Below are 20255 nucleotides of genomic sequence, written 5' to 3' on the forward strand. Positions count from 1 at the left end.
GGGGGATTGTGGGGTATGGTGGCGGAAGTGTTTGGGCGAGGCGAGAGCCGGTCAGAGCGGGAGGTGAGCTGGTGTTTCTCGGCACCTACACGCCCAAGCTCGACGACAAAGGGCGACTCACCTTGCCCGCCAAGTTCCGCGACGCGCTGGCAGGGGGGTTGATGGTCACCAAGAGCCAAGATCACAGCCTCGCCGTCTACCCGCGAACGGAATTCGAGCAGCTGGCCCGCCGGGCGAGCAAGACATCTCGAAGCAACCCGGAAGCCAGAGCGTTCCTGCGTAACCTGGCCGCCGGCACCGATGAGCAGCATCCGGATGCCCAGGGCCGCATCACCTTGTCGGCCGACCACCGTCGCTACGCGAACCTATCCAAGGAATGCGCGGTGATCGGTGCGGTCGACTATCTCGAAATCTGGGATGCCCAGGCTTGGCAGGACTACCAGCAAACGCATGAAGAGAACTTCTCCGCGGCCAGCGATGAAGCACTCGGCGACATCATCTGAGGCGCATGCCCGTGCATCGTGGCCTCTGCCCGAACCGACCCTGGCGTACTTCCCCAACGCCAGGTTCGTAACTTCGGACAGGGACCTCGGTGCAAGGGCGGCCTGCCTCGGGGCCGACCCTCCTTCCGACGTGTTTCTCCAGACCCGGGGAGGTGTTGCGGTGGCCGACAAGCCAAATGATCTCGGGCCGAATGAGTTCGGCCATGTGCCCGTGATGCTGGAGCGCTGCGTCGATTTACTCACCCCGGCGCTGACCCGGCACCACTCCGATGGATCCGGTGCGGTGCTCGTCGACGCCACCCTTGGCGCCGGCGGACACGCGGAGCGATTCTTGACCGAATTGCCGGGTCTGCGGCTGCTCGGGCTCGACCGCGATCCCAGCGCTCTGGACATCGCCCGCACGCGACTGGCGCCGTTCGCCGACCGAACCACCCTGGTGCACACGCGGTATGACGGCATCGATGAGGCGCTGGCCGAATCGGGTTATGCCGCAAACGAATCGATCGACGGGGCGCTATTCGATCTGGGCGTCTCATCCATGCAGCTCGACCGCGCCGAGCGAGGGTTTGCCTATTCCCAGGACGCGCCGCTGGACATGCGGATGGATCCGGCGTCACCGCTGACCGCGGCCGACATCGTCAACACTTACGACGAGGCCGCCCTGGCGAACATCCTGCATCGCTACGGCGAGGAGCGGTTTGCGCGCCGCATCGCCACCCACATCGTCCGCCAGCGCGCCCGCACCCCATTCACCTCGACGGCCGAGTTGGTAGCCCTGCTGTACCAGGCGATTCCGGCCGCGACCCGGCGCACCGGCGGGCATCCGGCCAAGCGCACCTTCCAGGCGCTGCGCATCGCGGTCAACGATGAGCTGGACTCGCTGCGCAGCGCCATTCCGGCGGCTTTGGACGCACTCACGGTCGGCGGCCGCATCGTGGTGATGGCCTATCAATCATTGGAGGACCGGATCGTCAAACGCGTGTTCGCCGACGCGGTCGCCTCCCGCACCCCGGTGGATCTCCCGGTCGAGCTGCCCGGTCGCGGGCCGCGATTCCGGTCGTTGACCCGCGGTGCCGAACGCGCCGATGACGAGGAAATCGAACGCAACCCTCGCAGTACCGCCGTGCGACTACGGGCCTTGCAGCGGCTGGAACACGAGGTGGAATCGCAACAGCGGGTGATCGGGAAGGGCGACTCATGAGAGCGAAAGCCAAGCGCGAGACGCCGAAACGCCGGGGCGGCAGCGACCGTCGCGGCAGCAGTGACGGCGCCGCCCGCAAGGCCCGGCGCAACGCCGCGGACTCGACGGCGCGTCGCACCCGGCCCGCACAGGGCTCGACGGTCGCCAGCGACGCGCGGCCATCCAAATCCGGACCGCAAACCAGCCCCAATGCCCGGCCGGTCGAGCGGTCGGCCCGCCCCAAGAGCAGCCGCCAGGCCAGGGCGCGCGCTAAGGCGCGCAAAGCCAAAGCGCCCAGGGTTATTCGGCCCCGCCTGACTGAGCGTTTGGCGATCCGGCTGACCTCGATCGACCTGCGGCCGCAGACACTGATGGCCAAGGTTCCCTTTGTCGTGCTGATCATCGGGGCACTCGGCCTCGGGCTGGCGCTCACGCTGTGGTTGTCCACCGACTCCGCCGAACGCTCTTACCAGTTGAGCCACGCCCGCGATAAGACCCGGATGCTGCAGCAGCAGAAGGAGGCGCTGGAACGCGATGTGCGCGAGGCGGAGGCCGCGCCGGCGCTGGCTGAAGCGGCCCGCAAGCAGGGCATGATCCCGACGCGGGACACTGCGCATCTGGTCCAGGACGCGTCCGGTAACTGGGTGGTGGTCGGCACGCCCAAGCCCGCCGATGGCGTTCCGCCACCGCCGCTGAACACCAAGCTGCCCGAGGAAGGGTCTCCGCAGGCGCCGAAACCGGCGGTGCTTCCGCCGGAAGTCGCGGTTCGTGTGCAACCAGATCTCGGTGCTGTTCTGGTGCCGGGCCGCCCTGGGGGGCCAGAAGCGCTGCTGCGCGCTCCGGACGGTTCGACGACGGTGGGTGGCCAGCATCTGCCGCAGACCGCGCCTCTGGTGCCCGGGATGCCCGGCGCCCCGGCCACCGGGCAGCTCCCGGGCGTGCTGCCGGCACCGGGTCTGCCCACGCAAGGACTTCCGGCGCAAGGGCTGCCGACACAAGGACTTCCGATGCCGGGGCTGACCGTGCCGGGCTTGCAGATACCGGGGCTGACCGCGCCCGGCTTGTCCATACCCGGGCTGACCGCGCCGGGCCTGCCGATGCCGGGGCTGCCCGCCCCGGGGGGCCAGGCGACCGCTCCGGTGCCCGCCGAAGTGCCGATCCCGGTCGGGGGCCTGCCTCTCTCGGTACCGGCGCCCGCACCGTTGCCAGCGGAAGTCTCGGTTCCGGTGCAACCGGCTAGGGCGCCGCAGGCTCCCCAGGCTCCCCAGGCCGGCGTCCCGGTGCTGCCCGGGCAGCCGGGGCCCCAGGCCGCACCGGCGCTCGCGCCTCCCGTCGCCGCGACACCAGGCGCTGCTCGATGAGCCGCGACGACAACGGCCGGACACGACGGCCGCGGCCGACGCGTGGTCCGGGTAAACCGCAGGAAGCCAGGGACGTCCGGCAACCGAACCGGCTTCGGAAGCCGGAAAAGGCGCCCAAAGACCGAGATGTGCAGGAACAAAAGGGATTCCGCAAGGCCAAGAAATCCGGCGCCGCCGCGCGGCCCGTGGCGGCGGAGGGCCATTCGGCACGGGAGCGGCGCACCCGGCAAGTCGCCGAGACAGGGGTGCGGGGCGCGTCCTTCGTCTTCCGGCATCGAGCCGGCAACGCGGTCATCTTGGTGCTGATGCTGGTGGCAGCGGCCCAGTTATTCGCCCTGCAGGTGACCAATGCTCCGAAACTGCGGGCCCAGGCCGCAGGGCAGCTCAAGGTCACCGACGTCTCAAAAGCCGTCCGCGGCAGCATCGTTGACCGCAACAACCAACAGCTCGCGTTCACCATCGAGTCGCGGGCCTTGACGTTTCAGCCGAAGAAGATTCGCGAGCAATTGGAGGATGCCAAAAAGAAGAACTCGGCCGCCCCCGATCCGCAGGCGCGGCTGCGGGATATCGCCAAGGAGGTCGCCACCCGGCTGAACAACAGGCCGGACTACGCGACCGTGCTGAAGAAGCTGCAAACCAACGAGAACTTCGTCTATGTGGCGCGTGCCGTCGACCCCGCCGTCGCCGCCGCAATCTCGGAAAAGTACCCCGAGGTCGGTTCCGAGCGGCAGGATTTGCGCCAGTATCCGGGCGGTGCTCTGGCCGCCAACATTGTCGGCGGCATCGACTGGGACGGTCACGGCTTGCTGGGGCTCGAGGACAGCCTGGACTCTTCGCTATCGGGGACCGACGGCTCGGTCACCTATGACCGCGGGTCGGACGGTGTCGTCATTCCCGGCAGCTCCCGCAACCGGCACAAGGCGGTCAACGGTTCGACCGTCCAGCTCACCCTCGACGACGACATCCAGTTCTACGTACAGCAGCAGGTTCAGCAGGCCAGGAATCTGTCTGGGGCGCAAAATGTTTCGGCCGTCGTCCTAGATTCCAAGACCGGTGAAGTGTTGGCCATGGCCAACGACAACACCTTCGACCCGTCCCAGGACATCGGGCGTCAGGGCGACCGGCAACTGGGCAACCTGTCGGTGTCCTCGCCGTTCGAGCCGGGCTCGGTGAACAAGGTGATTACCGCTTCCTCGGTCATCGAATACGGCCTGTCGAACCCCGACGAGGTCCTGCAGGTGCCCGGCTCGATCCAGATGGGCGGCGTCACCATTCATGACGCCTGGGATCACGGCGTGATGCCCTACACCACCACCGGCGTGTTCGGAAAGTCGTCCAACATCGGAACGCTGATGCTGGCCCAACGCGTTGGCCCAGAACGTTTTTATGACATGGTCCGCAAGTTCGGACTGGGTCAGCGCACCAACGTCGGGCTGCCCGGTGAGAGCGCCGGGCTGGTGCCGCCGATCGACCAGTGGTCGGGCAGCACGTTCTCCAACCTGCCTATCGGCCAAGGTCTTTCGATGACCCTGCTGCAGATGACAGACATGTACCAGACGATTGCCAACGACGGGGTGCGGATACCGCCGCGAATCATCAAGGCCACCGTCGCCCCCGACGGCACCCGGACCGAAGAAGCGCGCCCCGAAGGCATTCGGGTGGTGTCGCCGCAGACCGCGCAGACCGTGCGGCAAATGCTGCGCGCCGTCGTGCAAAAAGATCCGATGGGCTACCAGCAGGGCACCGGGTCGGCGGCGGCGGTGCCCGGCTACCAGATGGCCGGCAAAACCGGCACCGCGCAGCAGATCAACCCGGGCTGCGGCTGCTACTTCGACAACGTGTACTGGATCACCTTCGCCGGCATGGCCACCGTCGACAATCCCCGCTACGTGATCGGCATCATGATGGACAACCCCGATCGCAATGCCGACGGTACGCCCGGCCACTCGGCGGCCCCGCTGTTCCACAACATCGCCGGCTGGCTGATGCAACGGGAAAACGTCCCGCTGTCACCAGACCCGGGCCCACCGCTGACACTGCAGGCCACCTGAGCGCGGATCCAAAATCAGTGCTGTCAGCGCTGATTCGCAAGCGTGCTACGGTCGGAATCGATAGCGTCTAGGGTTCCGGCGTGCGAGCGTGACTGGTCCAAGCGACGCCACCGCACCTTCGGATGAGGTGCGGTCATCTGAACGGACAAAAGCCTGGAGGATCTCCGGCGGCACGCCGCGTGCCGTCGAGAAGGTCCGCCCATGTTCGCTCTTTCTGTTCTGTTTCTCGTTGCTTTGGCCGCTGGTGCGCTCGGCGGCCTGGTCGGCACCGGGTCGTCGCTGGTACTGCTGCCGATCCTGGTGACGATGTACGGGCCCCGAATCGCCGTGCCCATCATGGGCATTGCGGCGGTGATGGCCAACGTCGGCCGGGTCGCGGCCTGGTGGCGACAGATTTGTTGGCGGCCAGTGCTTGTCTACGCGCTGCCGGGCGCACCGGCAGCCGTGATCGGCGCACACACGTTGCTGACCATCTCCCAGACCCTGGTCGACGGCGTGCTCGGCGTGTTCTTCCTGGCCATGGTGCCGGTGCGCCGGATCGTGGCGGCCCGGCAGTGGCGGGTGCGACTGTGGCAGCTGGCAATTGCGGGTGTTGTCGTGGGTTTCCTCACCGGCCTGATCCTGTCGACCGGACCGCTCAGCGTCCCGGTGTTCATCGGATACGGGCTGAGCGGCGGAGCTTTTCTCGGCTCCGAAGCGGCCAGCGCGCTGGTGCTTTACACGGCCAAGATGGCTACCTTCGGTGAGTTCGGCGCGCTCACCAGTATGGTCCTGGTCCGCGGGCTCGCGATCGGAGCGGCGCTGATGATCGGTCCCTTCCTCGCGCGCACCATCGTGCGCCGTGTCCGCCCGCATACCTACGCCCTCTTGATCGACCTCGTGCTGGTGATCGCCGCCGGGGGCATGTTCGTCGCAATGTGGACCTAGTGCCTCGACTGTGCGGTGACGGATTCGGGTGTGCGCCCAGGGCGGATTCCGGGTCCGTATCGCGCCACCAGCGCACCGGCGACGCCCTCAGCGCACACTCGGCGGACGGGCCAACCTCGTTGGCCTGCGGCCCGGGAATGCCTCGTTGGCCGCTACTCCTAGGTAGGGTGTCATGGCCAATCATGGCGATCACGCGGCGTCTTCTCGGGAGGTGTGACCGGAGTGCAGGTGTCCACTGAGCTGCGCCCCAGCGAGGGTGCGGGCGTGCGACTGCCTGCGCTGGCGGCTCAAGTGGGCGCGGTCCTGGCCGACGGCCCCGATCACGGCGAAGCCGTTCCGGACGTGGCGATCACCGGTGTGACGTTGCGCGCCCAGGATGTGTTGCCCGGCGACCTGTTCGCTGCGCTCGCCGGCTCGGCCACCCACGGCGTCCGCTATGCCGGTGACGCGATCGGACGCGGGGCCGTCGCGGTGCTCACCGATGCGGCCGGGGCCGCCGAAATGGCCGCCCTCGCCGGCACCGTGCCGACGCTCGTGCACCCCGCACCGCGCAGCGTCCTCGGTGGGCTGGCCGCCACCGTGTACGGAAACCCGTCCGACCGGGTGACGGTGGTCGGGATCACCGGCACCTCCGGGAAGACCACCACGACCTATCTGGTCGAGTCGGGGCTGCGCGCCGGCGGCCGCACTGCCGGGCTGATCGGCACCATCGGCATCCGGATCGACGGCGCCGACATCCCCAGCGCCCTGACCACTCCGGAGGCTCCCGCGCTGCAGGCAATGCTGGCCGCGATGGCCGAGCGGGGTGTGGACACCGTCGTCATGGAGGTGTCCAGTCACGCGCTGACATTGGGCCGGGTCGACGGCACCCGTTTCGCGGTGGGCGGATTCACCAACCTGTCCCGCGACCACCTCGACTTTCACCCCACCATGGCCGACTACTTCGAAGCCAAGGCGGTGCTGTTCGATCCGGACTCGCCGCTGCGCGCCCACACAGTCGTGGTGTGCGTCGACGACGACGCCGGGCGCGCGATGGCCGACCGAGCCACCAATGCGATCACGGTCAGTGCCGCCGGCGCGCCGGCGCACTGGCGCGCGATGGACGTGGCGCCGACGGGCGCCGGCGGACAGGAATTCACCGTCGTCGATCCCACCGGGGGCCATCACCGGATCGGCATTCGGCTGACAGGCGCCTACAACATCGCCAATTGCCTTGTGGCACTGGCGATTCTGGACGCCGTCGGGGTTTCCCCGGAGCGGGCGTCGGCGGGGCTGCTGCACACCCGCGTTCCGGGGCGGCTGGAGGACATCGACCGCGGCCAGGATTTCCTCGCCCTCGTCGATTACGCCCACAAGCCGGGCGCGTTGCGCGCGGTATTGACCACTCTGCTGCGGCCGGATCGCCGGCTGGCGGTGGTGTTCGGCGCCGGAGGCGATCGCGACCCGGGCAAGCGGGCGCCGATGGGCGCGGTCGCCGCCGAGCTGGCCGACTTGGTCGTCGTCACCGACGACAACCCGCGCAGTGAGGATCCCGCGGCAATTCGCCGCGAGATCCTGTCCGGAGCGGCCGAGCACGGTGGCGCGGCGCAGGTGGTCGAGATCGCCGACCGGCGCGACGCGATCAGCCACGCGGTCGGCTGGGCCGGCCCCGGCGACGTGGTGCTGATCGCCGGCAAGGGCCATGAAACCGGGCAGCGCACCGGCGACGTGGTCCGCCCGTTCGACGACCGGGTGGAGCTGGCCGCAGCGCTCGAGGACCTCGGGCCCCGCGGGGCACGCCGATGATCGACCTGACCGTCGCGCAGATCGCCGAGATCGTCGGCGGCACGCTGGCCGACATCTCGCCGCAGGATGCCGCGGAACTCCATGTCACCGGGACCGTCGAATTCGACTCGCGTGCGGTGGGCCCCGGTGGGCTGTTTCTGGCACTGCCGGGCGCGCGCTCGGACGGCCACGACCATGCGGCCTCGGCGGTAGCGGCCGGCGCGGTCGCGGTGCTGGCCGCCAGGCCGGTCGGGGTTCCCGCCATCGTCGTTGCCCCCGAAGGGCTTTCCGGATCGCGGGCCGGCGTGCTCGAGCACGATCCCGACGGCTCAGGTGCGGCGGTGCTGGGCGCACTGGCCACGCTGGCCACAGCGGTGGCCCAGGAGCTGGTCGCCGGCGGGCTCACCATCATCGGGATCACCGGCTCGTCGGGAAAGACATCGACCAAAGACTTGGTGGCCGCGCTGCTCGGGCCGCTGGGTGAAGTGGTGGCCCCGCCGGGATCGTTCAACAACGAGCTGGGTCATCCCTGGACGGTGCTGCGCGCGACGCGGCGCACCGACTACCTGGTTCTGGAGATGTCGGCGCGCCATCCCGGCAATATCGCCGCACTGGCGCAGATCGCCCGGCCCGAGATCGGTGTGGTGCTCAACGTGGGCACCGCACACCTCGGCGAGTTCGGCTCGCGTGAAGCGATCGCGCAGACCAAATCCGAACTGCCCCAAGCTGTTCCGCCGTCAGGAGTGGTGATCCTCAACGTCGACGACCCGGCTGTGGCGGCGATGGCGCAGGTCAGCTCGGGCTGGGTGGTTCGGGTCAGCCGGTCCAGCCAAACCGACTTGGGCCCCAGCGATGTCTGGGCCGAAGGCGTGTCGCTGGATGAATTGGCCAGGCCGCGCTTTACCCTGCACGCGATGGACGCGCGAGGCGCTCTTGAAGTAGAGGTGAAACTCGGTGTGTACGGCGAACACCAGGTCACCAACGCGCTGTGTGCCAGCGCGGTCGCGCTGCAGTGCGGCGCCGGCGTCGAGCAGCTCGCTGCGTCGCTTGCCGCGGCGGGTCCGGTGTCACGGCACCGGATGCAGGTGAGTAACCGCGCCGACGGCGTGACCGTCATCGACGACGCTTATAACGCCAACCCCGACTCGATGCAGGCGGGACTGCAGGCGCTGGCCTGGATCGCCCGCGGCGGGGAGAGCCCCGCCAGAGAAAACAGGCGCAGCTGGGCGGTGCTGGGCGAGATGGCCGAGCTCGGCGAGGATGCGATAACCGAGCACGATCGCGTCGGCCGGCTGGCGGTGCGCTTAGATGTGTCTCGACTTGTTGTCGTGGGAACGGGGAGGTCGGTAACCGCCATGCACCACGCTGCGGTCATGGAGGGCTCATGGGGCGCCGAGGCCGTGAACGTGGCCGACGGCGACGCCGCCCTGGCATTGTTGCGGGCCGAACTGCAACCCGGCGACGTGGTCCTGGTGAAGGCGTCGAACGCCGCCGGACTCGGCGCTCTGGCTGAGGCGCTGGCCGCAGAGGGTCCAGAAAACACGAGCGGCGGGGCTCGCCCATGAGACAGATCCTGGTGGCCGTCGCGATCGCCCTGACCGTGTCGATCCTGCTGACCCCGGCGCTGATCAGGCTGTTCACCAAGCAGGGATTCGGCCACCAGATCCGGGAGGACGGCCCGCCGAGCCACCACACCAAGCGCGGCACCCCGTCGATGGGCGGTGTGGCGATCCTGGCGGGAATCTGGGCCGGCTATCTGGGCACCCACCTCGCCGGGCTGGCGTTCGACGGCGAGGGGATCTCCGCGTCGGGCCTGCTGGTGTTGGGCCTGGCCACCATACTGGGCGGCGTCGGATTCCTCGACGACCTGATCAAGATCCGCAGGTCGCGCAACCTGGGGCTGAACAAGACGGCCAAGACGGTCGGACAGATCGCGGCCGCGGTGCTGTTCGGCGTGCTGGTCCTGCAGTTCCACAATGCCAACGGCTTGACGCCGGCCAGCGCGGATCTGTCCTACGTGCGCGAAATCGCCACCGTCGCACTGGCTCCGGGACTGTTCGTGCTGTTCTGTGTGGTCGTCGTCAGCGCCTGGTCCAACGCGGTCAACTTCACCGACGGCCTCGACGGGCTGGCGGCCGGCTGCATGGCGATGGTCACCGGCGCCTACGTGTTGATCACTTTCTGGCAGTACCGCAATGCGTGCGCCACCGCGCCGGGTCTGGGCTGCTACAACGTGCGCGATCCGCTGGACCTGGCGATCGTCGCCGCCGCGACCGCGGGCGCATGCATCGGCTTTCTGTGGTGGAATGCCGCGCCCGCCAAGATATTCATGGGGGACACCGGTTCGTTGGCGCTGGGCGGCATCATCGCGGGCCTGTCCGTCACCAGCCGCACCGAGATCCTCGCGGTGGTGCTGGGTTCGCTGTTCGTCGCCGAAGTCATCTCGGTGGTGCTGCAGATCCTGACCTTCCGGACCACCGGACGCCGGGTCTTCCGGATGGCGCCCTTCCACCACCATTTCGAGTTGAGCGGCTGGGCCGAAACGACGGTGATCATCCGCTTCTGGCTGCTCACGGCGATCGCCTGCGGCCTGGGCGTGGCGCTGTTCTACGGTGAGTGGCTCGCCACGGTCGGCGCGTGACATGCCCGGGCTCGAACCACTGGCGGCCGGTGCGCCCGTCCTGATAGCCGGTGCCCGGGTGACCGGCCGGGCAATTCTGGGTGCGCTGACCCGGTTCGGCGCCACGGCGACACTGTGCGACGACGATCCCGCCATGCTGCGCCCGTACGCCGAAAGTGGAGTCGCGACAGTCGATCCGGCGACAGCGATCCACCAGATCGCGGGGTATGCGCTGGTGGTCACCAGTCCCGGCTTCCAGCCGTCGGCGCCGGTGTTGGCCGCCGCGGCGACAGCGGGCGTGCCGATCTGGGGCGACGTGGAATTGGCGTGGCGGCTGGACGCCGCGGGGTGTTACGGGACGCCGCGCCGCTGGCTGGTCGTGACCGGTACCAACGGCAAGACCACGACGACGTCGTTGCTGCAGGCCATGTTGATCGCCGGCGGGCGGCGCAGCGTGCTGTGCGGCAACATCGGCGACCCCGTTCTCGACGTCCTGGACCAGCCGGCCGACCTGCTGGCCGTCGAGCTGTCCAGCTTCCAGCTGTTCTGGGCACCGTCGCTGCGCCCCGAGGCGGGGGCGGTGCTCAACATCGCCGAAGATCACCTGGATTGGCATTCGTCGATGGCCGAGTACACCGCGGCGAAGGCCCGGGTTCTCAATGGCCGGGTGGCGGTGGTCGGGCTGGATGACAGCCGGGCGGCCGCATTGCTGAGCGCCGCGGCGGCGCCGGTGCGGGCCGGCTTCCGGCTGGGCGAGCCGAGCGCGGGGGAGCTCGGTGTGCGCGACGGGCAGCTGATCGACCGGGCGTTTGCCGACGACCTGGCCTTGTTGTCGGCCGCGTCCATCCAGGTGCCGGGTCCGGTCGGCGTGCTCGACGCCCTGGCCGCGGCGGCGCTGGCCCGCAGCGTCGGGGTGCCCGCCGCCGCGATCGCGGACGCCGTCTCGACGTTTCAGCTCGGCCGGCATCGTTGCGAGGTCGTCGCGGTGGCCGACGGGATCACCTACGTCGACGACTCGAAGGCCACCAATCCCCACGCCGCCCAGGCGTCGGTGCTGGCCTATCCGCGGGTGGTGTGGGTCGCCGGGGGTTTGCTCAAGGGCGCATCGCTGGACGCGGAAGTCGCCAGAATCGCGTCCCGGCTGGTCGGCGCGGTGCTCATCGGCCGAGATCGCCAAGAGGTTGCCGAGGCGTTATCACGACACGCGCCCGATGTCCCCGTCGTCCAGGTTGTGACAGGCGAGGATGCTGGTATGCATGCGACTGCTGATACTGATGTGACAGAAGTTGACAGTCCGGGGGAAAGTCTCGGCGCTCGCGTGATGACCGCAGCCGTAGCCGCGGCTCGTGATTTGGCCACCTCGGGCGATACGGTGCTGCTGGCGCCGGCCGGGGCGTCGTTTGACCAGTTCAGCGGCTATGCCGACCGTGGTGACGCATTCGCGGCCGCCGTACGCGCGGCGCTGCGGTAGGCGGGTGTGGCTAACGCGCTGACCCGGCGCCTACGCCGGGGCAAGAAAAAGAACGAGACCGCGCCGGCCGAAAAGGGCCAGGCGGCGGATTCCGTCGCCGAGGACGACGCGGCGGACACCGAGGCTGCGACGGACGCAATGGAAGCCCAGGACGCTCCCGGCGCTTCCGACCCGGACGACGCGCCCGCATCGCCAGGCCCGGTGACAGCCAAGGCCAAGGTCACGAGCGGGGAGCACAGTCCGCGCGCCCGGTTCGGCGCCTGGCTGGGCCGGCCCATGACGTCGTTTCACCTGATCGTCGCCATCACCGCGTTGCTGACCACGCTCGGCCTGACCATGGTGCTGTCGGCGTCCGGGGTGCGGTCCTACGGCGACGACGGGTCGGCGTGGGTGATCTTCGGCAAGCAGGTGCTGTGGACGGTCATCGGCGTCATCGGGGCCTACGTCTCGATGCGGATGCCGATTCGCTTCCTCCGCCGCGTGGCCTTCCCCGGGTACCTGGTCACCATCATCTTGCTGGTGCTGGTGCTGGTTCCCGGAATCGGAAACCTCGCCAACGGTTCGCGGAAGTGGTTCGTCGTCGCGGGCTTTTCGATGCAGCCCTCTGAGCTGGCCAAAATCGCCTTCGCCATCTGGGGTGCCCACCTGCTGGCGGCCCGGCGCCTGGAGCGAGCCTCGCTGCGCGAGATGCTGATTCCGCTGGTGCCGGCGGCGGTCATCGCGCTGGGACTGATCGTCGCCCAGCCCGACCTCGGACAGACGGTGTCGCTGGGCATCATCCTGCTGGCCCTGCTGTGGTACGCCGGGCTGCCGCTGCGGGTTTTCGGCACGTCACTGCTCGCGGTCTTCATGGCCGGCGCGGTCTTGGCGATGTCCGCCGGTTACCGGTCGGACCGGGTGCGGTCGTGGATCAACCCCGAGAACGACCCGCAGGACACCGGCTACCAGGCCCGGCAGGCGAAGTTCGCGCTGGCTCACGGCGGCATCTTCGGCGACGGTCTCGGTCAGGGCACCGCCAAATGGAATTACCTGCCCAACGCCCACAACGACTTCATCTTCGCGATCATCGGTGAGGAGCTCGGCTTCATCGGCGCATTCGGGCTGCTGGCGCTTTTCGGGATGTTCGCCTACACCGGGATGCGGATCGCGCGCCGTTCGGCCGACCCGTTCCTGCGGCTACTGACCGCCACCACCACGATGTGGATCCTCGGGCAGGCCTTCATCAACATCGGCTACGTGATCGGCGTCCTGCCGGTCACCGGCCTGCAGCTACCATTGATATCTGCGGGCGGAACGTCCACGGCCGCAACGCTTTTCATGATCGGGATCATGTGCAACGCGGCGCGGCATGAGCCCGAGGCGGTGGCCGCGCTACGCGCCGGGCGTGACGACAAGATGAACCGGATACTGCGGCTGCCGCTGCCCGAGCCGTATGTGCCGACCCGTCTCGAGACGTTCCGCGACCGTAAGCAATCGCGCCCGCAATCGCCGCGGCCGCCCGCTCCGGGACGTGGCCGCAAGGCCCCGCAGCCAGCCACCCGCAAGGCCGCCCGCAACTCCGAGCCGCCACTGCGGCCGGTCTTCCCGCGGACAGCTGCCCGCTCGGGGTCGCGTTCAGGGCATCATGGATCCGGTCAGCGTCAAGCACGGCGCGCTCGCGCATTGGAAGGTCAGCGGCACGGGTGAACCACATGGTCAAGGAGCCGACCGGCGGGCAGGGGGTAAGTCCCTCGCCCGCCGGTGCCGCGTTGTCGGTCGTGCTGGCCGGCGGCGGCACCGCCGGCCATGTGGAGCCCGCGATGGCCGTCGCCGATGCGCTCAGCGCGCTGGATCCGCACGTCCGGATTACCGCGTTGGGCACCGCGCGTGGACTCGAGACCAGGTTGGTGCCCGAACGCGGCTACCACCTCGAGCTGATCACTCCGGTGCCGCTGCCGCGCAAACCCAGCGGTGACCTGGCCCGGCTACCACCACGGGTGTGGCGCGCCGTCCGGGAGACCCGCGCCGTGCTCGACCGCGTCGAGGCCGACGTGGTGGTGGGTTTCGGCGGCTACGTGGCGCTGCCGGCCTACCTCGCTGCCCGGGGTATCCCCAAGCTCCGGCGCCGGATCCCGGTGCTGATCCACGAGGCCAACGCCCGCGCCGGGCTGGCGAACCGGGTCGGCGCCCGTTCGGCGGATCGGGTGCTGTCCGCGGTGCCCGATTCGGGGCTGCGGCACGCGGAGGTGGTCGGGGTACCGGTCCGGGCGGCCATCACCACATTGGACCGCGCGGCGCTGCGGGCCGAAGCGCGCAAGCACTTCGGATTCGCCGACGATGCGAGGGTGTTGCTGGTGTTCGGCGGTTCGCAGGGCGCTGTCTCGCTCAACCGCGCGGTCTCGGCGGCCGCCGCCGAGCTGGCCGCCGGGGGCGTGTCCGTGCTGCACGCCCACGGGCCCAAGAACACCCTCGAGCTGCGTGAACCTCACGACGGCGATCCGCCTTACCGGGCGGTGCCTTACCTCGACCGGATGGACCTGGCCTATGCGGCCGCCGACCTGGCCATCTGCCGCTCCGGGGCGATGACGGTTGCCGAGGTCTCGGCCGTCGGCCTGCCGGCCATCTATGTCCCGCTGCCGATCGGCAACGGCGAGCAGCGACTCAACGCGCTACCGGTGGTCAACGCTGGGGGCGGCATGGTGGTCCCCGACGCGGTCCTGACGCCGGACCTGGTGGCCCGGGAAGTGAACGGGCTGCTCACCGACCCACCGCGGCTGGCGGCGATGACCGCGGCGGCCGCGCGGGTGGGGCATCGGGATGCGGCGCGCCAGGTCGCCCAGGCGGCGCTGGACATCGCACGCCAAGCACGCGATAGGGGGCCGCGGTCCGGCCGGAGGGCCGGGAAAACGCCGTGAGCGCCGACCAGTTGCCGCCCGAGCTGCAGCGGGTGCACATGGTGGGCATCGGGGGAGCCGGAATGTCGGGCATCGCCCGCATCCTGCTGGACCGGGGTGGGCTGGTATCCGGATCCGACGCCAAGGAGTCGCGCGGGCTGCACGCGCTGCGGGCCCGGGGCGCGCTGATCCGCATCGGACACGACCCGTCGTCGCTGGACCTGCTGCCCGGCGGCGCGACCGCGGTCATCACCACCCACGCTGCGATTCCGAAGACCAACCCCGAGCTGGTCGAGGCCCGGCGGCGTGGCATTCCGGTGGTGCTGCGCCCGGCGGTGCTGGCCAAGCTGATGGACGGGCGCACCACGCTGATGGTCACCGGCACCCACGGCAAGACCACGACGACGTCGATGCTGATCGTGGCCCTGCAGCATTGCGGCCGCGACCCGTCGTTCGCGGTGGGCGGGGATCTCGGTGAGGCCGGCACCAACGCCCACCACGGCCTCGGCGACTGCTTTGTCGCCGAGGCCGACGAAAGCGACGGCTCGTTGCTCGAGTACACGCCCAACGTCGCGGTGGTCACCAATATCGAGACCGATCACCTGGATTTCTACGGCAGCGCCGATGCCTACGTCGCGGTCTTCGATTCGTTCGTCGAGCGGCTGACCCCGGGTGGGGCGCTGGTGGTGTGCACCGACGACCCCGGGGGCGCCGCGCTGGCCCAGCGCAGCAGCGAGCTGGGCATTCGGGTGTTGCGATACGGGTCTGGGTCGACAGGGGAGCCGGACCCGGACCTGGCCGGCAGGTTGTTGTCGTGGGAGCAGCAGGGCACCGGAGCCGTCGCTCACATCCAGTTGGGCCCGGAACTGGCCCCAGCGCAGGTGCGCGCGATGCGGCTGTCGGTGCCCGGACGGCACATGGCGCTCAACGCGCTGGGCGCGCTGCTGGCCGCGATCGAGGTCGGCGCCCCGGCCGACCAGGTGCTCGACGGGCTGACCGGTTTTGAGGGGGTGCGTCGCCGCTTCGAACTAGTCGGAACGGTGGGGTCGGTGCGGGTGTTCGACGACTACGCCCACCATCCGACCGAGATCGCGGCGACGCTGTCGGCGGTCCGCACGGTCGTCGAGCAGGGTGGCGAGGGCCGCGCGCTGGTAGTGTTCCAGCCCCATTTGTATTCTCGGACAAAGGCTTTCGCTGTTGATTTCGGTCGCGCACTGGATGCCGCCGACGAGGTGTTCGTCCTGGACGTGTACGGCGCCCGCGAACAGCCGCTGGCCGGTGTCAGCGGGGCCAGCGTCGCCGAGCATGTCAGCGTGCCGGCGCGCTACCTGCCGGATTTCTCCGCCGTCGCCGAGCAGGTGGCCGCCGCGGCCGGCCCCGGCGACGTCATCGTGACGATGGGTGCCGGCGACGTGACCTTGCTGGGGCCCGAGATCGTGACCGCGCTGCGGGTGCGGGCCAACCGCAGCGCGCCCGGCCAGCCCGGGGTGTTGCGATGACCGAGCCCAACGACACCACACCCACCGACCTGGTCGCCGACTCGGGCGCCGGCCCCACCGAACCGACTGAGTCCGCCGAACCGACAGAGTCCACCGTCGCCCCTGCCGATAACGCGATCACCGAACCGATCCCGCTCGACGAAGCCCAATCGGACGACGGTCAACCGGAGGCCGAGCAAGCCGAGTTCGAGGGGCCGCGCCGCCGGGCCCGCCGGGAACGGGCCGAGCGCCGGGTCGCGGAGGCCCGGGCGACCAAAATCGAGGAAGCGCGCCGCGAAGCCAAGCGCCGGGCCAGCGGGCGCCTCGCCAACGAGCCCAAACCCGTTGCGCGCGGCGTCGTCCGAGGCTTGAAGATGCTGCTCGCCAGCGTGATGGTGGTCATTGTCGGGGTCGGACTGGCGCTGATCCTCTACTTCACACCCGTGATGTCGGCGCGCAACATCGTCGTCACCGGCACTGGCGCGGTGTCCCGCGAAGAGGTCCTTGACACCGCAGGCGTGCGGGTCGGCACACCGTTGCTGCAGATCAACACCAACCAGGTCGCCGACCGGGTCGCCGCGATCCGCCGGGTGGCCAGCGCCCGAGTCCAGCGTCAGTACCCGTCGGCCCTGCGGATCACGATCGTCGAGCGAGTTCCCGTAGTAGTGAAGGACTTTCCGGACGGGCCGCACCTGTTTGACCGCGACGGCGTCGATTTCGCGACCGGTCCGCCGCCACCGGCGCTGCCGTATATCGAGGTCGCCAACCCCGGGCCGACCGACCCGGCGACCAAGGCCGCACTGCAGGTGTTGCTGGCGCTGCGCCCCGAGGTCGCGGGTCAGGTGGGCCGGATCGCGGCCCCCTCGCTGGCCTCGATCACCCTCACGCTGGGCGATGGTCGAGTGGTGATCTGGGGGACGACCGATCGCACGGATGAGAAGGCCGAGAAGCTCGCCGCGCTGCTCACCCAGCCGGGCAAAACCTACGACGTGTCCAGCCCCGACTTGCCCACCGTGAAGTAGCTGCCCGCAGGGGTGCTCCCAGCTCGCGGGCCGATGCGGCGGAAAAATTGACCAAAATTTGCGCGCGGCGCGTCGGCGCGCCTGCGGGGTTCGTGCGCATGGTGCCCATACCGTTCTGGTTGCGCGGAACTACTTGACATAACTCTAACTCTATGGTTGAGGTTGAGAGTTTGCCAGGGAGCCGAAAACGTTCCGGGAACCGAATTCCCACCAGGGAGGAAGACGAGATGATGACCCCCCCGCATAACTACCTGGCCGTCATCAAGGTTGTGGGTATCGGTGGCGGCGGCGTCAACGCCGTCAACCGGATGATCGAACAGGGCCTTAAGGGCGTCGAGTTCATCGCCATCAACACCGATGCGCAGGCCTTGTTGATGAGCGATGCCGACGTCAAGCTCGACGTGGGCCGCGAGTCCACCCGTGGGCTGGGCGCCGGCGCCGACCCGGAGGTCGGGCGCAAGGCCGCTGAGGACGCCAAGGACGAGATCGAAGAGCTGCTCCGCGGCGCTGACATGGTCTTCGTCACAGCCGGCGAAGGCGGCGGTACCGGCACCGGCGGGGCACCCGTCGTCGCCAGCATCGCCCGCAAGCTAGGCGCGTTGACCGTCGGTGTGGTCACCCGGCCGTTCTCGTTCGAGGGCAAACGGCGCAGCAATCAGGCCGAAAACGGCATTGGCTCGTTGCGGGAGAGTTGCGACACCTTGATCGTGATCCCCAACGACCGGTTGCTGCAGATGGGGGATGCCGCGGTATCCCTGATGGATGCATTCCGCAGCGCCGACGAGGTGCTGCTCAACGGCGTCCAGGGCATCACCGACCTGATCACCACGCCGGGTCTGATCAACGTCGACTTCGCCGACGTCAAGGGCATCATGAACGGTGCCGGCACGGCGTTGATGGGCATCGGTTCGGCCCGCGGCGACGGCCGGGCGCTCAAGGCCGCCGAGATCGCCATTAACTCACCGCTGCTGGAGCAGTCGATGGAAGGCGCGCAGGGCGTGCTGATGTCGATCGCCGGCGGCAGCGACCTGGGCCTGTTCGAGATCAACGAAGCGGCCTCGCTGGTGCAGGACGCCGCCCACCCGGACGCCAACATCATCTTCGGCACCGTGATCGACGACTCGCTTGGCGACGAGGTGCGCGTCACCGTCATCGCGGCGGGCTTCGACGCGGCCGGACCCGGGCGCACACCCGTCGTCGGCGCCAACGGCGCGGAGAAGGCCGGGGGTGCACACCGGATCGAGTCGGCGAAGGCGGGCAAACTCACCTCGACGCTGTTCGAGCCGGTCGACGCCGTCAGTGTGCCGGTGCATACCAACGGCGCGACGCTGAGTATCGGCGGCGATGACGACGACGTCGATGTGCCGCCCTTCATGCGCCGCTGAACGGACATGGCGCGATCTCCGGCCCTGGCCGGACGGCTGGGTCGGCCCGCCCGCGACGAAATCTCCGATACTGGTCATGTGAGCGTTCGCATCCGGCGAGTGACGACCACCCGCGCGGGTGGTGTCTCGAAGCCGCCGTTCGACACCTTCAACCTCGGCGACCATGTCGGTGACGACCCCGCGGCGGTGGCCGCCAACCGCGCCCGGCTGGCGCGCGCCATTGGCCTGGGACCCGGCCGGGTGGTGTGGATGAACCAGATCCACGGTGATCGAGTCGAGGTCGTAGAGGAGCCACGGGATGTCTCGTTCGACGACACCGATGCGTTGGTGACTCGCGTACCCCGACTGGCGTTGGCGGTGGTGACGGCCGACTGCGTGCCGGTATTGCTGGCCGACGCCCGTGCCGGTGTGGCCGCGGCGGTGCACGCCGGGCGGGTCGGCGCGCAGCGGGGGGTGGTGGCCCGCACGGTGGAGGCGATGCTGAAGCTGGGCGCGCAAGCCGGAGACATCTCGGCGCTGCTCGGCCCGGCGGTCAGCGGACGCAACTACGAAGTGCCCGCCGCAATGGCCGACGAAGTCGAGGCAGCCCTGCCAGGCAGCCGCGCCACCACCGCGGCCGGAAAGCCCGGCCTTGACCTTCGAGCCGGAATCGCTTGTCAGCTAAAGGATTTGGGCGTCATCTCGATCGACATCGATCAGCGTTGCACGGTGGCCGACCCTGCTCTGTTCAGTCATCGCCGGGACGCGCCCACCGGGCGGCTGGCGTCGCTGGTCTGGATGGAATGACCCCCATGGCGGTTGGAATGTCGGACTCGACAGCAAGTCAGGGCAACCGCGAAACTGAATTAACTCACGCGTTGGCTGCTGTGCGTTCGCGACTAGCGATGGCCGCGGAAGCGGCGGGCCGCAATGTCGGTGAAATTGAACTTCTCCCTATTACCAAATTCTTTCCGGCAACCGATGTCGCGATTTTGTCTCGATTGGGTTGTCGGTCGGTAGGTGAATCGCGCGAACAAGAAGCGTCGGCAAAAGTGGCCGAAGTCACTCGGTTGGCACAGGCTTCCGCTCGGCCGGATTCGCGAGAGTTGCACTGGCACATGGTGGGACACATTCAGCGTAAGAAGGCCCGTTCGGTGGCCCGCTGGGCGCACACCGCCCATTCGATCGACAGCCCGCAGCTGGTAACAGCACTGGAACGGGCGGTTACGGCGACCCTGGCCGAAGGTGGACGGCAGCACCCGCTCCGCGTCTACGTTCAGGTGAGCCTGGACGGCGACGTCTCGCGCGGCGGCATCGACATCACTGGGCCGCGGGCCCTCGACGAGGTCTGCGCCCAGGTCGACGAGTCACAAGGCCTGGAACTGGTCGGGTTGATGGGCATTCCGCCGCTGGACTGGGACCCTGACGTGGCCTTTGACCGGCTGCAATCCGAACACCGTCGGGTGCTCGAAGCGCATCCGAATGCGCTCGGTGTGTCCGCGGGCATGTCCAATGATTTCGAAATTGCCGTAAAACACGGTTCAACCTGTGTGCGTGTCGGTACCGCGCTATTGGGCCCCCGGCGGCTACCGTCACCGTGAGTAGTCACTGTAGTCACACCTTCATCACAGACACCAGAAT

General features: G+C 68.9%; 16 protein-coding genes. All 16 read left to right on the forward strand.

What is annotated here, in order from left to right:
- Positions 1–71 precede the first annotated feature (71 nt).
- The gene (mraZ, locus tag ACTXG5_RS17075; protein WP_445159924.1) at positions 72–503 is read left to right on the forward strand and encodes a division/cell wall cluster transcriptional repressor MraZ; all 432 of its coding nucleotides are present in this window, start codon (positions 72–74) and stop codon (positions 501–503) included.
- A complete protein-coding gene (rsmH, locus tag ACTXG5_RS17080; RefSeq protein WP_445164466.1) occupies positions 478–1704 on the forward strand; it encodes a 16S rRNA (cytosine(1402)-N(4))-methyltransferase RsmH in 1227 nt (408 codons plus the stop codon). The genes mraZ and rsmH overlap by 26 nt, the downstream gene beginning before the upstream one ends.
- Positions 1701–3044 carry a hypothetical protein gene (locus ACTXG5_RS17085; protein ID WP_445159925.1) on the forward strand — a complete coding sequence of 448 codons (1344 nt, stop codon included), beginning with the start codon at positions 1701–1703 and terminating at the stop codon, positions 3042–3044. The genes rsmH and ACTXG5_RS17085 overlap by 4 nt, the downstream gene beginning before the upstream one ends.
- The gene (locus tag ACTXG5_RS17090) at positions 3041–5095 is read left to right on the forward strand and encodes a peptidoglycan D,D-transpeptidase FtsI family protein (RefSeq protein WP_445159926.1); all 2055 of its coding nucleotides are present in this window, start codon (positions 3041–3043) and stop codon (positions 5093–5095) included. Before ACTXG5_RS17085 ends, ACTXG5_RS17090 begins: the two co-directional genes overlap by 4 nt.
- A 201-nt stretch (positions 5096–5296) precedes the next feature.
- Positions 5297–6022, forward strand: coding sequence for a sulfite exporter TauE/SafE family protein (locus ACTXG5_RS17095; protein WP_445159927.1), 726 nt, complete (start codon positions 5297–5299; stop codon positions 6020–6022).
- Between the two features lie 213 nt (positions 6023–6235).
- Positions 6236–7807: a UDP-N-acetylmuramoyl-L-alanyl-D-glutamate--2,6-diaminopimelate ligase gene (locus tag ACTXG5_RS17100; protein ID WP_445159928.1), complete on the forward strand. Its 1572-nt coding sequence runs from the start codon at positions 6236–6238 to the stop codon at positions 7805–7807.
- On the forward strand, positions 7804–9351 hold the full coding sequence (locus ACTXG5_RS17105; protein WP_445159929.1) for a UDP-N-acetylmuramoyl-tripeptide--D-alanyl-D-alanine ligase: 1548 nt from the start codon (positions 7804–7806) through the stop codon (positions 9349–9351). The genes ACTXG5_RS17100 and ACTXG5_RS17105 overlap by 4 nt, the downstream gene beginning before the upstream one ends.
- Positions 9348–10427: a phospho-N-acetylmuramoyl-pentapeptide-transferase gene (gene mraY / locus ACTXG5_RS17110; protein WP_445159930.1), complete on the forward strand. Its 1080-nt coding sequence runs from the start codon at positions 9348–9350 to the stop codon at positions 10425–10427. The genes ACTXG5_RS17105 and mraY overlap by 4 nt, the downstream gene beginning before the upstream one ends.
- A 1-nt stretch (position 10428) precedes the next feature.
- Positions 10429–11877 (forward strand): UDP-N-acetylmuramoyl-L-alanine--D-glutamate ligase, encoded by a 1449-nt coding sequence (gene murD / locus ACTXG5_RS17115; RefSeq protein WP_445159931.1) that lies wholly within the window; start codon positions 10429–10431, stop codon positions 11875–11877.
- Positions 11878–11883: 6 nt separating this feature from the next.
- Complete coding sequence (gene ftsW / locus ACTXG5_RS17120; RefSeq protein WP_445159932.1) at positions 11884–13563, forward strand: putative lipid II flippase FtsW; 1680 nt, start codon at positions 11884–11886, stop codon at positions 13561–13563.
- 5 nt (positions 13564–13568) lie between these two features.
- The gene (gene murG, locus ACTXG5_RS17125; RefSeq protein WP_445159933.1) at positions 13569–14771 is read left to right on the forward strand and encodes an undecaprenyldiphospho-muramoylpentapeptide beta-N-acetylglucosaminyltransferase; all 1203 of its coding nucleotides are present in this window, start codon (positions 13569–13571) and stop codon (positions 14769–14771) included.
- Positions 14768–16249: a UDP-N-acetylmuramate--L-alanine ligase gene (gene murC / locus ACTXG5_RS17130; protein ID WP_445159934.1), complete on the forward strand. Its 1482-nt coding sequence runs from the start codon at positions 14768–14770 to the stop codon at positions 16247–16249. The genes murG and murC overlap by 4 nt, the downstream gene beginning before the upstream one ends.
- Positions 16246–17250 carry a cell division protein FtsQ/DivIB gene (locus ACTXG5_RS17135; RefSeq protein WP_445159935.1) on the forward strand — a complete coding sequence of 335 codons (1005 nt, stop codon included), beginning with the start codon at positions 16246–16248 and terminating at the stop codon, positions 17248–17250. The genes murC and ACTXG5_RS17135 overlap by 4 nt, the downstream gene beginning before the upstream one ends.
- Positions 17251–17480: 230 nt before the next feature.
- Positions 17481–18635, forward strand: a complete 1155-nt coding sequence (gene ftsZ, locus ACTXG5_RS17140) for a cell division protein FtsZ (RefSeq protein ID WP_445164467.1) — start codon at positions 17481–17483, stop codon at positions 18633–18635.
- Between the two features lie 78 nt (positions 18636–18713).
- Positions 18714–19421: a peptidoglycan editing factor PgeF gene (gene pgeF, locus ACTXG5_RS17145; RefSeq protein ID WP_445159936.1), complete on the forward strand. Its 708-nt coding sequence runs from the start codon at positions 18714–18716 to the stop codon at positions 19419–19421.
- Between the two features lie 17 nt (positions 19422–19438).
- Positions 19439–20215: a YggS family pyridoxal phosphate-dependent enzyme gene (locus ACTXG5_RS17150; RefSeq protein WP_445164468.1), complete on the forward strand. Its 777-nt coding sequence runs from the start codon at positions 19439–19441 to the stop codon at positions 20213–20215.
- The last annotated feature ends 40 nt before the right edge of the window (positions 20216–20255 follow it).

This window comes from Mycobacterium sp. Dal123C01, from assembly GCF_052566995.1.